Source organism: Aeromonas sp. QDB18 (assembly GCF_027705325.1).
GTDB classification, from domain to species: domain Bacteria; phylum Pseudomonadota; class Gammaproteobacteria; order Enterobacterales; family Aeromonadaceae; genus Aeromonas; species Aeromonas caviae.
Genome location: NZ_JAPDBQ010000023.1, coordinates 1 through 13,957, shown reverse-complemented (window position 1 = coordinate 13,957; position 13,957 = coordinate 1). Strand labels below are relative to the sequence as shown.

General features: G+C 63.9%; 11 protein-coding genes. 8 read left to right on the top strand and 3 right to left on the bottom strand.

The genetic code is table 11. From position 1 onward, the window contains the following. Window positions 1–4 precede the first annotated feature (4 nt). The 8 genes from hisB to hisIE all read left to right on the top strand — a co-directional run bounded on the left by hisB (window position 5) and on the right by hisIE (window position 11,449). Window positions 5–1,138: a bifunctional histidinol-phosphatase/imidazoleglycerol-phosphate dehydratase HisB gene (hisB, locus tag OKC30_RS05945; protein WP_041211397.1), complete on the top strand. Its 1,134-nt coding sequence runs from the start codon at window positions 5–7 to the stop codon at window positions 1,136–1,138. After that, a complete protein-coding gene (gene hisH / locus OKC30_RS05940; protein WP_039039129.1) occupies window positions 1,138–1,761 on the top strand; it encodes an imidazole glycerol phosphate synthase subunit HisH in 624 nt (207 codons plus the stop codon). The genes hisB and hisH overlap by 1 nt, the downstream gene beginning before the upstream one ends. Before the next feature lie 5 nt (window positions 1,762–1,766). Beyond that, window positions 1,767–2,513, top strand: a complete 747-nt coding sequence (gene hisA / locus OKC30_RS05935; RefSeq protein ID WP_010674689.1) for a 1-(5-phosphoribosyl)-5-[(5-phosphoribosylamino)methylideneamino]imidazole-4-carboxamide isomerase — start codon at window positions 1,767–1,769, stop codon at window positions 2,511–2,513. Window positions 2,514–2,645: 132 nt separating this feature from the next. Then, a complete protein-coding gene (locus OKC30_RS05930) occupies window positions 2,646–3,755 on the top strand; it encodes a response regulator (protein WP_010674688.1) in 1,110 nt (369 codons plus the stop codon). Beyond that, entirely contained in the window at window positions 3,748–5,901 is a 2,154-nt protein-coding gene (locus OKC30_RS05925) for a PAS domain-containing protein (RefSeq protein WP_270666281.1), read from the top strand. Before OKC30_RS05930 ends, OKC30_RS05925 begins: the two co-directional genes overlap by 8 nt. Next, on the top strand, window positions 5,898–9,869 hold the full coding sequence (locus tag OKC30_RS05920; protein ID WP_270666283.1) for a PAS domain S-box protein: 3,972 nt from the start codon (window positions 5,898–5,900) through the stop codon (window positions 9,867–9,869). Before OKC30_RS05925 ends, OKC30_RS05920 begins: the two co-directional genes overlap by 4 nt. 178 nt (window positions 9,870–10,047) lie before the next feature. Next, complete coding sequence (gene hisF / locus OKC30_RS05915) at window positions 10,048–10,821, top strand: imidazole glycerol phosphate synthase subunit HisF (protein WP_270666285.1); 774 nt, start codon at window positions 10,048–10,050, stop codon at window positions 10,819–10,821. Then, window positions 10,814–11,449 carry a bifunctional phosphoribosyl-AMP cyclohydrolase/phosphoribosyl-ATP diphosphatase HisIE gene (hisIE, locus tag OKC30_RS05910; RefSeq protein WP_029314506.1) on the top strand — a complete coding sequence of 212 codons (636 nt, stop codon included), beginning with the start codon at window positions 10,814–10,816 and terminating at the stop codon, window positions 11,447–11,449. The genes hisF and hisIE overlap by 8 nt, the downstream gene beginning before the upstream one ends. 92 nt (window positions 11,450–11,541) lie before the next feature. On the opposite strand, the gene OKC30_RS05905 is transcribed toward hisIE, so the two are convergent. The 3 genes from OKC30_RS05905 to OKC30_RS05895 all read right to left on the bottom strand — a co-directional run. Beyond that, window positions 11,542–11,862: a hypothetical protein gene (locus OKC30_RS05905; protein ID WP_143237504.1), complete on the bottom strand. Its 321-nt coding sequence runs from the start codon at window positions 11,860–11,862 to the stop codon at window positions 11,542–11,544. Between the two features lie 66 nt (window positions 11,863–11,928). Beyond that, window positions 11,929–12,627, bottom strand: coding sequence for a helix-turn-helix transcriptional regulator (locus tag OKC30_RS05900; RefSeq protein ID WP_270809575.1), 699 nt, complete (start codon window positions 12,625–12,627; stop codon window positions 11,929–11,931). Between the two features lie 190 nt (window positions 12,628–12,817). After that, on the bottom strand, window positions 12,818–13,957 hold a 1,140-nt coding region (locus OKC30_RS05895), incomplete at its 5' end, for an AMP-binding protein (protein WP_270809574.1).

Genomic DNA, 13,957 nt, shown 5'->3' with positions numbered 1-13,957 from the left:
AGCGATGAAAACCCCGTTTTTGTTTATCGACCGTGACGGCACCCTGATCGAGGAGCCGGTCACCGACAAGCAGGTGGACAGCCTTGCGAAGCTGCGCTTCGAGCCCATGGTGATACCTGTGCTGCGTGAGCTCCAGGCCGCCGGCTACGTGCTGGTGATGGTGACCAACCAGGATGGGCTCGGCACCGCCAGCCTGCCCCTTGAACACTTCCAGCCGCCCCACGACCTGATGATGCACCTCTTCGAATCCCAGGGTGTTACCTGGGAGCAAGTGCTGATCTGTCCCCACTTCCCCACCGACGGTTGCAGCTGCCGCAAGCCTCACCTTGGGCTGGTGAAGGAGTATCTCGCCTCGGGCCGCATCGACTTTGCCAACTCCTTCGTGATTGGCGACAGACAGACCGACATCCAGCTTGCCGAGAACATGGGCATCCGCGGCATACGTTACCACCCGCAAGATCACGGCTGGACTGCCATTCGTGATCAGCTGCTCTCCAAGGGGCGCGTGGCCGAGGTGGAGCGCTACACCAAGGAGACCCGCATCCAGGTGGCGGTGGATCTCGACAAGAGCGGTGGCAACCAGATCGCCACCGGCATCGGCTTCTTCGATCACATGCTGGATCAGATAGCGACCCACGCGGGCTTTCGCCTCAAGCTCAAAGTGAGCGGCGATCTGCACATCGACGATCACCACACGGTGGAAGATGTGGGATTGGCGCTGGGTCAAGCCCTGCGCCAGGCCCTTGGCAACAAGCGCGGCATCGGCCGCTTCGGCTTCGTGCTGGCGATGGACGAGGTGCAGGCGGTGATCGACGGGCGTCCCCGCCAGGAGGCTGACAACACCTCGCTGACCGAGCTGGACGTGGCCACGGCGCTGGATCTGAGCGGCCGTCCCTACTTCGTGTTCGACTGCCCGAGCGGCTTTGGTCGCGACAGCGTGGGAGAGATGGCCACCGAGATGGTGCCCCACTTCTTCCGCTCCCTCTCTGACGCCATGGCCATCACCTTGCAGATGAAGGTGGGCAGCGGCAACACCCACCACCAGGTGGAAGCGCTGTTCAAAGGCTTTGGCCGCGCCCTGCGCCAGGCCATTCGCGTGGAAGGGAGCGAGCTTCCCTCCAGCAAGGGGGTGCTGTGATGGGGAAACAGAACCTGGTCATCATCGACACCGGCTGCGCCAATCTCGCCTCGGTGCGCATGGCGTTCGAGCGCCTCGGCGTGCAGCCCAGGGTGAGCTGCAAGGCCGCCGACATCGAGCAGGCCGACAAGCTGATCCTGCCCGGCGTCGGCACTGCCATCGCCGCCATGAAGAACCTCAATGAGCGGGAACTGGTGCCCCTCATTCGCGCCGCCAAGCAGCCGCTGCTCGGTTTTTGCCTCGGCATGCAGATGCTGGCACAGGCCTCGGAAGAGAACATGAGCGCCGATGGCAGCGAAGGAGCGCTCATCGACTGCCTCGGCATCGTGCCTGGCAGGATCCGCCTGATGGAGGTGGGCAACCTGCGCCTGCCCCACATGGGCTGGAACCAGATTGAACACGACGAGACCCACCCGCTACTCAAAGGCATCCCCAGCGGCAGCTACTTCTACTTTGTCCACTCCTATGCGCTGGAGGTGACCGACGCGACCCTGGCGACCTGCGACTACGGCCTGCCCTTTACCGCCATCGTCGGGCGGGACAACTTCTTTGGCGCCCAATTCCACCCGGAGCGATCCGGCCCGGCCGGTGCCCGCCTACTGCAAAACTTTCTGGAGCTATGACAGGCATGATTATTCCCGCAATCGACCTTATCAACGGTCAGGTCGTGCGCCTCTACCAGGGCGACTACGGCCAGAAAACCGCCTACAGCGACAACCCGCAGGCCCGCTTCGATGACTATGTCAGCCAGGGGGCGGCGCAGCTGCACCTGGTGGATCTGGACGGCGCCAAGGATGCCAAGGCCCGCCAGTTGGCCCTCATCGCCCAGTTGCTGTCCGCCACCGAGGCACCGGTGCAGGTCGGCGGCGGCGTGCGCAGCGAACAGGATGTGGCCGACTTGCTGGCGGCCGGCGCCAGCCGGGTGGTGATCGGTTCCACCGCCGTCAAATCTCCGGATCTGGTGGCCAGCTGGATGGAGAAATATGGCCCCGAGCGCATCGTGCTGGCGCTGGATGTCAACATCGATGAACAGGGCAACCGCCACATCGCAGTGGCTGGCTGGCAGGAGAACAGCGGCATCTCCATCGAGGCGCTGATCGAGCGCTTCCTCCCCGCCGGACTCAGACACGTGCTCTGCACCGACATCAGCCGGGACGGTACCCTGGCGGGCACCAACGTCGAACTCTACCGGGATCTCTGTGCCCGCTACCCGAGCGTCGGCTTCCAGGCGTCCGGCGGTATCGGCGGTCTGGCGGATATCGAGGCGCTCAAGGGAACCGGCGTCAAGGGGATCATCCTCGGCCGTGCCCTGCTGGAGGGCAAGTTTGACGTGGCAGAAGCCATTCGCTGCTGGGGTGACGGCCGCGCTGCGTGACGCGCCCCTTTCCGGCATCAGACAGCCTGCCCATCCGGGCAGGCCTCTTTCTCCCCGATGGGGGCGAACCTTATGATTTGGCAGCAATTGGCTCTATACTCGACCTCACAGGGATAGCGTCATGGAAGACATATGTTGACACCTCACAACGCCACCATCCTGATCGTCGACGACTCACCCGAAAATCTGATGGTACTGACCGAATTGCTTTCGCCTCATTACCGCGTGCTGGCTGCGCAGAGCGGGGAAAAATGCCTGCGCATCGTCAGCGCGGATCCAAAGCCTGACCTCATCCTGCTGGATGTGATGATGCCCGGCATGGATGGTTATGAAGTGCTCAGGCAATTGCGTCAGTCCCCGATCAGCAGCCGTATTCCCGTCGTTCTGCTCACCGCCCTCGCCGACCCCCAGAGCGAGGAGTTCGGCCTCTCCCTCGGCGCCGCTGATTACATCACCAAGCCCATCAAACCGGTGGTCGTTCAGGCCCGGGTGCGTACCCAGCTGGAGGCCAAGCAGGCCCGTGACGGTCTGCAAAACCAGAATGCGGCGCTGGAAGCCGAGGTCGCGCGGCGAATGGCGGAAAACGACCTGATCCAGCAGGTCTCCATCCGCGCCCTCGCCCATCTGGCGGAGATCCGCGACCCCGAAACCGGCAACCATATCCTGCGCACCCAGGGCTATGTGCGTCTGCTGGCGAGCGCCCTGGCTGATCACCCCCGTTTCGCCGATACCCTGACTCCGGGTTACATCGATCTGCTGAGCCGCTCCGCACCGCTTCATGATATCGGCAAGGTGGGCATTCCCGACCACATCCTGCTCAAGCCGGGCAAGCTGACCCCGGAGGAGTGGCAGATCATGCGCACCCACGCCAAGCTCGGCAGCGATGCCATCGAGGAGGCCGAACAGGACATGGAGCAGCCCCTGGCCTTCCTCACCCTGGCCAAGGAGATCGCCCACTGGCACCACGAGAAGTGGGATGGCAGCGGCTACCCGGATGGCTTGCAAGGGGACGCCATACCCCTCTCGGCCCGCCTGATGGCGCTGGCAGACGTGTTTGACGCCCTCATCTGCGCCAGGGTCTACAAGCCGGCCATGAGCTACGACGAGGCTCGCGCCCTCATCCTCTCCGGCAGTGGCCACCATTTCGATCCCGATGTCGTGACCGCCTTCGATCGCCATTTCGACGCCTTCGTCACCATTGCCGAACGCTACCAGGATGGCAGCGAGGCCGTGGATGGCTGAGGCTCCCCTGACCCGGGCACATGTGCTCAACGTCGTGCTCACCTATGCCGCCGTGGCAAGCCTGTGGATCCTGCTCTCCGACAAGGCGGTGGAGTGGCTGTTCAGCACCCCTGCCCAGTTCGCCATGGCAAGCACCATCAAGGGCTGGCTCTTCATCCTCATCACGGCCCTCATGCTTTATGCCATGCTGCGTCGTCGCATTGACACCACCGGCAGCACACCTGTCTTTACGCGGCGTCAATGGATCCCCTTCCTGTTGCTCAACGGGCTCATTTTGGCCCTGACCGCCATGGCCATCGCCCGCAACATCGAACTGGCACGCAACAAGGAGGTGGCTCGTCTCGAAGCCATCGCGGATCTCAAGAGCCAGCGCGTCACCGAGTGGCTCGGAACCCACGAGCAGGATATTCACCAGCTCATAAAGGGTCTGGGCAGTACTGATTTCTATCGTCCCGGACAAGCACCATCCTCACCCGAAGCGATCACGCCACCACTGGCAAGGCTGCTCGAATTCATCTCGGTACGCGGATTTCACGGTGCGGCCGTGTTCAATCCTGCCGGACAGCCCCTGTGGCATACCCCGGGTGGCGACACCATGAATGCCACGTTGCGTGACGCCCTGCCACGGCTCGAGCAGGGCAACGTCATGCGTCTTGGTCCCTATCTCAATGATCGCGGTCACGCCAGGCTGGACTTTCTGGTCAATCTGGAGGTTGCTGCAGGACCTGCCCCCGTGCTGGTGATGCAGATAAGCGCAAATCGCTGGCTCGATCAGATCCTGGGGTCCTGGCCCGTCCCAGACAGCAGCGGAGAAGCCATTCTGTTTCGCCAGCAGGGGGATCAGGTCCACTATCTGAGTAGCCTGCGCTATCGCCCGGAACCGGCTCTCACCCTGCACTATCCCGTCACCCACCCCACCCTGCTGGCTGCCCAGTATTTGCGGCTCGCCGAACGCGGCATGCCCCAGGTACTCTATGGCCAGGATTACCGGGGCAGCGAGGTCTTCGGGGTTGTCTATCCGGTCATGAACACGGACTGGTACCTGCTGGCCAAGATCGACAAGGCGGAACTCTACCAGGCCACCTTCAAGGAGAGCGTCTGGATCGGTCTCATCGGCCTGCTGGTGCTCTTTGTCACCAACGCCGGCATCATCCTGCTGCGCCAGCACACCCGGCTGCAGATGGCCGAGCAGCTTCAGCATTCCCAGTCCCAGCGGCTGGAGGCGTTGCAACTGCTCTCCGCCATCGCCGACAGCTCGGAAGACGCCATCTTCGCCAAGAACAAGGAGGGCAGATACATCCTCTTCAACCGGGCCGCCAGCCAGTTTGTCGGCAAGCCGGTTGACGAGGTGCTGGGCCAGGATGATCTGACGCTCTTCCCGCCGCAGCAGGCGCAGATGCTGATGGCATCCGGGCGCCAGGTCATAGAGCGCAACCGGGTGCAGACCGAGGAGGAGTACCTGACCCTGCCCGATGGCGAGCATGTGTTTCTCGCAACCAAAGGCCCCTTGCAAGACAGCGAGGGGCAGGTGATCGGGATCTTCGGCATCTCTCGGGACATCACGGACTTCAAACAGGCCGAGGCCGACTTGCGAGAGCGCGAGGGACTGTTCCGTGCACTGGTGGAGCAATCCCTTGCCGGGATCTACATCATCCAGCAGGGTCGGCTCTGCTACATCAACCCCTGTTTTGCCCGACTGTTTGGCTATGACACTCCGGGGGCGCTGATCGCCGTTGGCCAGTTGCACGCCCTTGCCGCTCCCAAGGACAGCACCAGGGTCGCCGAGCTGGTGCGCGCGTGCGAGCAGGACGCGCGCGATATCCACACCCGCTTCAGTGCCCTGCATCAGCACGGGGAATCCCTGGAGGTCGAGCTGTACGGGCGGCGCGTCGACTATCTCGGCCAGCCCGCCATCATCGGCATTCTGCTCGATGTCACCGAACGGGAGCAGGTTGAACAGGCCCTGACCCGCCAGGCCAGCGAGCTGCGCCAGCAGAACCATGAGTTGGAGCGGTTCAACAAGGTGATGGTAGACAGGGAGCTCGCCATGCTGGCCCTCAAGCACCAGATCAACGGGCTCTCCCGTCAGCTCGGAGTGCCGCCCCCCTATCCCCAGGCCCCCATGCCACCGGAGGATCTCCCATGATGAGCTGGTCACCCCTGTGGCATGTGCGCCCCTCCACCCAGCGCTGGGGGATCTCCCTGCTGGCCGTGCTGCTGCCCGTTCTGATGTTGCAAATCCGGGTCCAGCTGCCCATCGCCTTTGGCGAGCGACCGCTGCTGGTTCTCTTCATGCTGCCCATCATCGTTTGCGCCCTGTTGGGGGGCTTGTTGCCAGGTCTGCTCTGCACCCTGATCACCGCCCTGGTCACCAGCTATTTCATGCTCCCCCCCATCTATTCACTGAGTGTCGAGGCTGGCCAGGATCTGGTGCAATGGTGCCTGCTCATCGCCAACGGTCTGCTCATCAGCGTGCTCAGTGCCGCCTTTCATCGCGCCCGGGCCAGAGAGGTCCTGCGCTGGCAGGAGCTGATGAACACCCAGAACCAGTTGCAGCAGAGCGAGAACCGCTTCCAGGTCACCTTCGAACAGGCGGCGGTCGGCATCGCCCTGGTCTCCCCCGATGGACACTGGCTGCGTGTCAATCAGCGGCTGTGCCACATCCTGGGCTACCGGGCCGACGAGCTCACCGGGATGACGTTCCAGCAGTTGACCCACCCGGACGATCTCTACCTCGATGAGGCCCATGTGGCCCGGGTGCTGGCGGGAACTATCCCCCACTACACCCTGGAGAAGCGCTACCTGCACAAGGGGGGCGAGATCATCTGGACCACTCTGACGGTGGCCCTGGTGCGCGACGCCGAAGGCAATCCCGACTACTTCATCTCCATCATCGAGGACAACCGGCAGAACAAGGAGACCGAGGAGGCGCTGCGCCGCAACGAAGCCATACTGCGCGAGTCCCAGCGTCTCGCCAAGATAGGGAACTGGCGCTGGCGCGTGGCCGATGACAGCCACTTCTGGTCACCGGAGATCTATCGCATCTATGGCCGGGATCCGGCCCTCCCCCCCGCCGTCTATCCCGAGGTCAGAAAATACTTCACTCAGGAGGGGTGGCACACGGTGGCCCAGGCCGTCGAGCGCTGCAGGATGGACGGGCAGCCCTACGAGTGCGATGCCGAAGTGATCACGGAGCAGGGGGAGACCGCCTGGGTCATTGCCCGCGGGGCGGCTCTCAGGGACAGGGATGGCACCATACTCGAGCTCTACGGCACCGTGCAGGACATCACGGAGCGCAAGCTCGCAGAGCAGCGCCTGCAACACAATCAGCAGATGGCGCTCGATACCCAGCGTCGTGCTCGCCTCGCAGCCCTGAACCTGATGGACGACGCCATCAGTGCACGGGTGCGCGCCGAAACCGTCAGCAGCGCCCTGCGCGAGAGCGAGCAGCGCCTGCTGATGGCCCAGGAAGGGGCCCATGTCGGCATCTGGGAATGGGACATGGTCAGCAACCGCCTCTTCTTCTCGCCGGAATGCGCCCGCCTCTATGGCCGCAGTGCCGAGGCGCTCGGCGAGCTGGCCGCCTGGCAAGCCTGCCTGCATCCGGATGACAGGCCGCGCATCGAGCAGTTGCTGGCGGAGCGGGCTGTCAGCGGCGCCCCCGTCGAGCTGGAGTTCAGGATCCTGCTGCCAGATGGCGGCATCCGCTGGCTGGTGAGCAAAGGGAGCGTCTATCGGGACGCCCAGCAGCGGCCCGTGCGCCTCCTTGGCATTCATCTGGACATCACCCAGAGCAAGCTGGCCGAGCAGCAGTTGCGCCAGTTGTCCCTGGCCCTCGAACAGAGCCCTGACGGCGTCTTCATCACCGACACCCGGGCGCGCATCGAGTACGTCAACCCCGCCTTCCTCGCCGCCAGCGGTTACCAGCAGCACGAAGTGATAGGCCGGACCCCGTCCCTGCTGCGCTCTGGCCTCACCCCGGATGCCAGCTATGTCGCCCTGTGGGATTCCATCAACCACGGCCAGCGCTGGCATGGCGAATTCATCAACCAGCGCAAGGATGGCTCCCACTACCAGGTACTGGCCACGGTGTCGCCGATCCGCCAGGAGAGCGGCGAAATCACCCACTACGTCACGGTCCAGGCCGACATCACCGAGAAGAAGCAGCTCGGCGAGGAGCTGGACCAGTATCGCTACCACCTGGAGGAGATGGTCAACGAGCGCACCCGGCAGCTGGCCCAGGCCCACCAGCGGGCCGAAAGCGCCAACCACGCCAAGAGCGCCTTCCTTGCCAACATGAGCCACGAGATCCGCACCCCCATGAACGCCATCCTGGGGCTCACCTATCTGCTCAAGCGCGACACCCGGGATCCCACCGACCTCGAACGGCTGACCAAGATAGACACTGCCGCCCAGCACCTGCTCAGCATCCTCAACGACATCCTGGATCTCTCCAAGATCGATGCGGGCAAGATGACGCTGGAGCTGACCGATTTCTCCCTCACCGCCATGCTGGACAACGTCCGCGCCCTGATGAACGACCAGGCCAGGGCCAAGGGGCTCACCATAGTGACGGACATCGGCGATACCCCCGCCTGGGTGCATGGCGACATCACCCGCCTGCGCCAGGCCCTGCTCAACTATGCGACCAACGCCATCAAGTTCACCGAGCAGGGAACCGTCACCCTGCGCGTCAGGCTGGCCCGCCCCCTCACCACCGGCTACCTGCTGCGCTTCGAGGTGGAAGACACCGGCATCGGCATCACCCCTGCACAGCGCGAGAAGCTGTTCCAGGCGTTCGAACAGGCGGATGTCTCCACCACTCGCAGATATGGCGGCACTGGCCTTGGCCTTGCAATCACCAGCCGGATCGCCGCCCTGATGGGGGGTGAGGTCGGAGTCACCAGCGAGCCAGGCCAGGGAAGCTGCTTCTGGTTTACCGCCAGGCTGTTCAAGGCAAAGGAGGACGCTCCTTCCCGGACCCCGTCCGAGCAGGGGAACCAACAGGCCTTCAGCTTCCCTCGCCACGCTCGAGTCCTGCTGGTGGAAGACAACGCCATCAACCGGGAAGTGGTGCTCGAGCTCCTGTGCCACAGCGGCCTCGTCATCGAGACGGCCGTCAACGGCCAGGAGGCCCTGACCCGCGTCAGCCAGCACCCCTTCGACCTCATCCTGATGGACATACAGATGCCGGTGATGGATGGCTACAGCGCCACCCGCGCCATCCGGGCCCTGCCCGGCATGGACAGGCTGCCCATCCTGGCGCTCACCGCCAGCGCCTTCGAGGAGGACAGAAAGGCGAGCGCATCGGCTGGCATGAACGATTTCATTGCCAAGCCCGTCACCCCCGCCAAGCTGTTTGAAGCCCTGCAGCGCTGGTTGCCCCAGGGCAAGGTCCCCGAGCTTGCCCCGGACGACAGCACTCGCCATCCCGTGACAGTCCCCCTTGCCCGCTTGCAGGCACACCCGGGTCTGGATCTCGACCAGGGGCTGGCGACCCTCAACGGCAATCAGGAGAAATACCTGGCCCTGCTTCGCTACTTCATCCATGAGCATGGCCAGGACATGGCCCGGCTGCACTGCCACTTGCAGGCCGGGGAGCACAGCGATGCAACTCGCATGGCCCACAGCCTGCGCGGCGTGGCGAGCACCCTGGGGGCACATGAGCTGTCGCGCCACTGCCTCGCCCTGGAGCAGGCCATCGCGGGCGGCGACACTGAGCCCACCGGACTCATGTCATCCATCGATGAGGAGATAGCCACCCTTTGCGCTCTGCTCGGGGACGATCTCGCCGCCCCGACCACCGATCTGGTGCCCCTGGGAGATCAGTGGCGCCAGCAACTGCTGGCCCAGATGGAAGCCCTGCTGGTGCAAAGCGACACCGCCGTGATCCCCCTCTACGAGCAGTATGCCGGCCCCCTTCGCCTCATGCTGGGGTCTCGCAGCGACACCCTGACCAGGCAACTGAAGGCGTTTGATTTTGATGCCGCCCTGCTCACCCTGCGCCAGCATATGGCAACGGACGAGACCCACCCGGACGATCGGGCCAGCCTCCCCGAGGCGCCAGCCTGCCATCCGGGGCAGGTGAAGGGCGACAAAGGGTTGAATCACTGAATAAAGTCATGCATATAGTGGGGTGCCCAGAGGCGACGAGACGGCCTGCCGGGCCTGTCGTTTCTCCCTTCATGGGCCCCCGTTCAAGGCATGCCAACCCTGTTCCCGTCCGCCGTCCGGGCCAACGCCGGCGGCAGAACGACGTTTCTTTAACCGTGCTTTACATGGAGCAATGAGCATGTTGTCAAAGCGTATTATCCCCTGCCTCGACGTCAAAGATGGCGTGGTGGTCAAGGGCGTGCAGTTTCGCAACCACGAGGTGATGGGCGGCATTGTCGACCTCGCCCGCCGCTACGCCGCCGAGGGCGCCGATGAGCTGGTCTTCTATGACATCACCGCCTCGAGCGACGAACGGGTAGTGGACAAGAGCTGGGTAAGCCGGGTGGCGGAAGTCATCGACATCCCCTTCTGCGTCGCCGGCGGCATCAAAAGCGTGGAGGATGCCCGCCAGATCCTGGAGTTCGGTGCCGACAAGGTCTCCATCAACTCCCCCGCCCTGGCCGATCCCACCCTGATCACCCGGCTCGCCGAGCGCTTCGGCGTGCAGTGCGTGGTGGTGGGTATCGACTCCTACTTCGATGCCGCCCTCGGTCAATATCAGGTCAAACAGTTTACCGGCGACGAGAGCCGCACCCGCACCACCACCTGGACCACCCTGGAGTGGGTACAGGAAGTGCAGCGCCGGGGCGCGGGGGAGATAGTGCTCAACGTGATGAACCAGGACGGCATGCGTCAGGGGTACGACCTTGAGCAGCTCAAGCTGGTGCGCGCCGTGTGCAAGGTGCCCCTCATCGCCTCCGGCGGCGCCGGGGCCATGGCTCACTTTCGCGATGCCTTTACCCTGGCCGACGTGGACGGGGCGCTGGCCGCCTCCGTGTTCCACAAGGGCCTCATTCCCATTCCCGAATTAAAACACTGGCTGAAAAATGAAGGAGTCGCCATCCGTGAATAATCAAGCAGTAGACAATGCATTGCCGCTGGCCGAGCGCCTGGACTGGGCCAAGTGTGAGGGCATGATCCCCGCCATCGTCCAGCATTCCCTCAGCGGCGAAGTGCTGATGCAGGGCTTCATGACCCGCGAGGCGCTGGAAAAGACCCAGACCACCGGCCAAGTCACCTTCTTCAGCCGCAGCAAGCAGCGCCTGTGGACCAAGGGCGAGAGCTCGGGCCATGTGCTCAAGCTCGTCGCCATCACCACCGACTGTGATCAGGACTCCCTGCTCATTGCCGCCGACCCGGTCGGCCCCACCTGCCATCTGGGCAACCCCTCCTGCTTCGACGGCCACCCCGTGCCGCCGCTCGGCTTCCTGGCCGAGCTCGAACAGATCCTGGCATCACGCAAAGGGGCAGATCCCGCCACCAGCTACACCGCCAGCCTCTATGGCAAAGGCACCAAGCGCATCGCCCAGAAGGTGGGTGAAGAGGGGGTGGAAGTGGCCCTGGCCGCCATGGCGAAAGACAGAGAAGAGCTCATCAACGAATCCGCTGACCTGCTCTACCACCTGACCGTCTTGCTGCAAAACGAAGGCTTGGGTTTGAAGGATGTGGTGCAGCGCCTGCATGAGCGCCACACGAAGTAATTATTGAATTCTGTTCAACAAAACGGGCCCTGTGGGCCCGTTTCATTTCATGATTGCCCCCTCGCCGGGGGATGGCAGGCCCCGCGCCGCCCTCAGCCGATACGGGTCCAGAAGCTCATGTTGACCGAGTGATGGTCAAGCAGGGTCAGGTACTCCCCTGCCACGTCGTTGTGCAGCCACTGCTGGCAATAGGCTTCCACCAGCGACTGGCTGGGGGCCATCACCACATCGGCATAGAGGCCGTCGGCGCCGCGCAGCAGGCAGTGCATGATGAGCTCGGATTGCTGAAGAAGAAACTCGGACTCGACCCGCCGTGACAGGGCGAGCAAATCCGCCTCCGTCACCCCTTCCCTGAGCCTGAAGGTGGCAAATTCGACGCCCCCTGCCTGTTGCATGTCACCCTTGATGATCATCTCGTTTTCTCCGTTGTGGATGGTCTGGAGAACCCAGCATAACGAAGGGCTACTGACAGCCTTGTGTCAGTCCTGAATGACTTTTTCGGCGCCACTGCGCCCAGGGGGAAACGCATCCGACTGGCGCAGGGCAAGGTAATCGGCCAGGGTCGCGCCAGGGGGCGCCCCTTCCCCCTGACGGCACGGCGCCAGGGTGTCGATGCGATCCACCCTGAAATCCCGGTAGGCCCGGCGCAGCGCACACCAGGCGCCGAGCGTCCAGCATCCGCCCCAGTAGAAGAGCCCGAGGGGAAAGAGCTGGCGTTCCGTCCTGCTGGCGCTGGCATCCCGGTAGCCAATGTGCAGCCAGTGACCGGCCGTGATGGCGTCGTGCAACCTGTCCCAGCGAGCGTATGCAGGCTGCGCCGTGGAATAGTCAGGCACCCGCACCACGGGGACGCGAGGTGCCCGAGCCTCCTTGGCGGGCAGGGCCGCCTCAATCTTGGCGAGCAGGACGCGGGCCGGATCGGCCATCCCCTTGCCCGTCAGCACCGCCACCAGGTTCACCCCGGTGATGAGGGCCTCCAGCTCGGTCGCACTCAGTTGCAACGGTGCCATTTCGAACCCCTCGCTCAGCCGATAGCCCAGCCCGGCTTCCCCGTAAACCGGAATGCCCGCCAAAGAGAGATCGTCGATATAGCGGTAGATGGTGCGCTCCGACACACACAGGCGCGTCGCCAGCTCCCGGGCGGTCAGGGGTTGATGCGCCCGCAGCAGGTTGGTCAGTTGAAACAGACGGTCCGATTTTCTCACAGGCATCCTCAGGCTGGCGGGACATGGCGGCCATGGTAAGCCGGGACGGGCTCGAAAGGCACGTCTTGTTGGCTGGCGACCGCTACCGGCGAGGCCCTGCTTCTTTGCATCGCGCAACACAAAACGGGCCCGCAGGCCCGTTGATGGCGCGGCGCCTTTGTCGTCACGCCAACTGCTTGCGCAGCATGAATTTTTGCACCTTGCCGGTGGAGGTCTTGGGCAGCGGGGTGAAGATGATGTGCTTGGGGGCCTTGAAGTGGGCCATCTGCTCGCGGCAGAACGCAATGAGCTCGGCCTGGGTGAGCTCGCGCCCCTCCTTGAGCTTGACGAAGGCGCAGGGCACCTCCCCCCAGGTCTCGTCCGGCATGGCGATCACCGCGGCTTCTTCCACATCGGGGTGGCGATAGAGCACGTCCTCCACCTCCAGGCTGGAAATGTTCTCCCCGCCGGAGATGATGATGTCCTTGGATCTGTCCTTGATCTCCACATAGCCGTCCGGGTGCCAGACCGCGAGATCCCCGCTTCGAAACCATCCCTGTGCCATCGCCTCCTCGCTCGCCGACGGGTTCTTGAGGTAGCCCTTCATGACGATGTTGCCCCGCAGCACTATCTCTCCCAGGGTCTTGCCATCCATGGGAACCGGCTCGCCGCTGACGGGGTTGATGACCCGCATCTCCCCTTGCAGGGGGGAGGCCACCCCCTGGCGCGCCTTGAGACGGGAGAGGGTGGTGGCATCCTGCCCCTGCCAGCGTCTTTGCGGCTCGCACACCACGCAGGGGCCATAGGTTTTGGTGAGGCCATAGACATGGGTCACGGCGATCCCCATGGCCTCCATGCCGGCGATCACGGTGGCGGGCGGCGCAGCCCCCGCCGTCATCGCCTTGACGGGGTGGTCGAGTCCCTGCTTGAGGGCCGGATCGGCATTGTTGAGCATATTGAGCACGATGGGGGCGGCGCAGAAATGGCTCACCTTGTGTTCGCGCAGCGCCCCGTAGATGGCCGCCGCCTGCACGTGGCGCAGACAGACGCTCACCCCGGCGGTGGCCGCCAGGGTCCAGGGGAAGCACCAGCCGTTGCAGTGGAACATCGGCAGGGTCCAGAGGTAGACCGGGTGCTTGGGCAGCTCCCAGGAGAGGGCATTGTTGACCGCATTGAGGTGGGCGCCGCGATGGTGATAGACCACCCCCTTGGGGTTCCCCGTGGTGCCGGAGGTGTAGTTGAGGGAATTGACATCCTCCCCCACCTTAGCGCTTCGCGTCACAGGAGGGGGATCCCCATTACTGGGTGATAGCTGCTCGCGCAG

Bases quoted from the DNA above. Each gene is read 5' to 3' on its own strand.
- hisF (WP_270666285.1), top strand. From the start codon at position 10,048: ATGTTGTCAAAGCGTATTATCCCCTGCCTCGACGTCAAAGATGGCGTG.
- OKC30_RS05905 (WP_143237504.1), bottom strand. From the start codon at position 11,862: ATGATCATCAAGGGTGACATGCAACAGGCAGGGGGCGTCGAATTTGCC.
- hisA (WP_010674689.1), top strand. From the start codon at position 1,767: ATGATTATTCCCGCAATCGACCTTATCAACGGTCAGGTCGTGCGCCTC.
- OKC30_RS05925 (WP_270666281.1), top strand. From the start codon at position 3,748: ATGGCTGAGGCTCCCCTGACCCGGGCACATGTGCTCAACGTCGTGCTC.
- OKC30_RS05930 (WP_010674688.1), top strand. From the start codon at position 2,646: ATGTTGACACCTCACAACGCCACCATCCTGATCGTCGACGACTCACCC.
- hisH (WP_039039129.1), top strand. From the start codon at position 1,138: ATGGGGAAACAGAACCTGGTCATCATCGACACCGGCTGCGCCAATCTC.
- hisB (WP_041211397.1), top strand. From the start codon at position 5: ATGAAAACCCCGTTTTTGTTTATCGACCGTGACGGCACCCTGATCGAG.
- OKC30_RS05920 (WP_270666283.1), top strand. From the start codon at position 5,898: ATGATGAGCTGGTCACCCCTGTGGCATGTGCGCCCCTCCACCCAGCGC.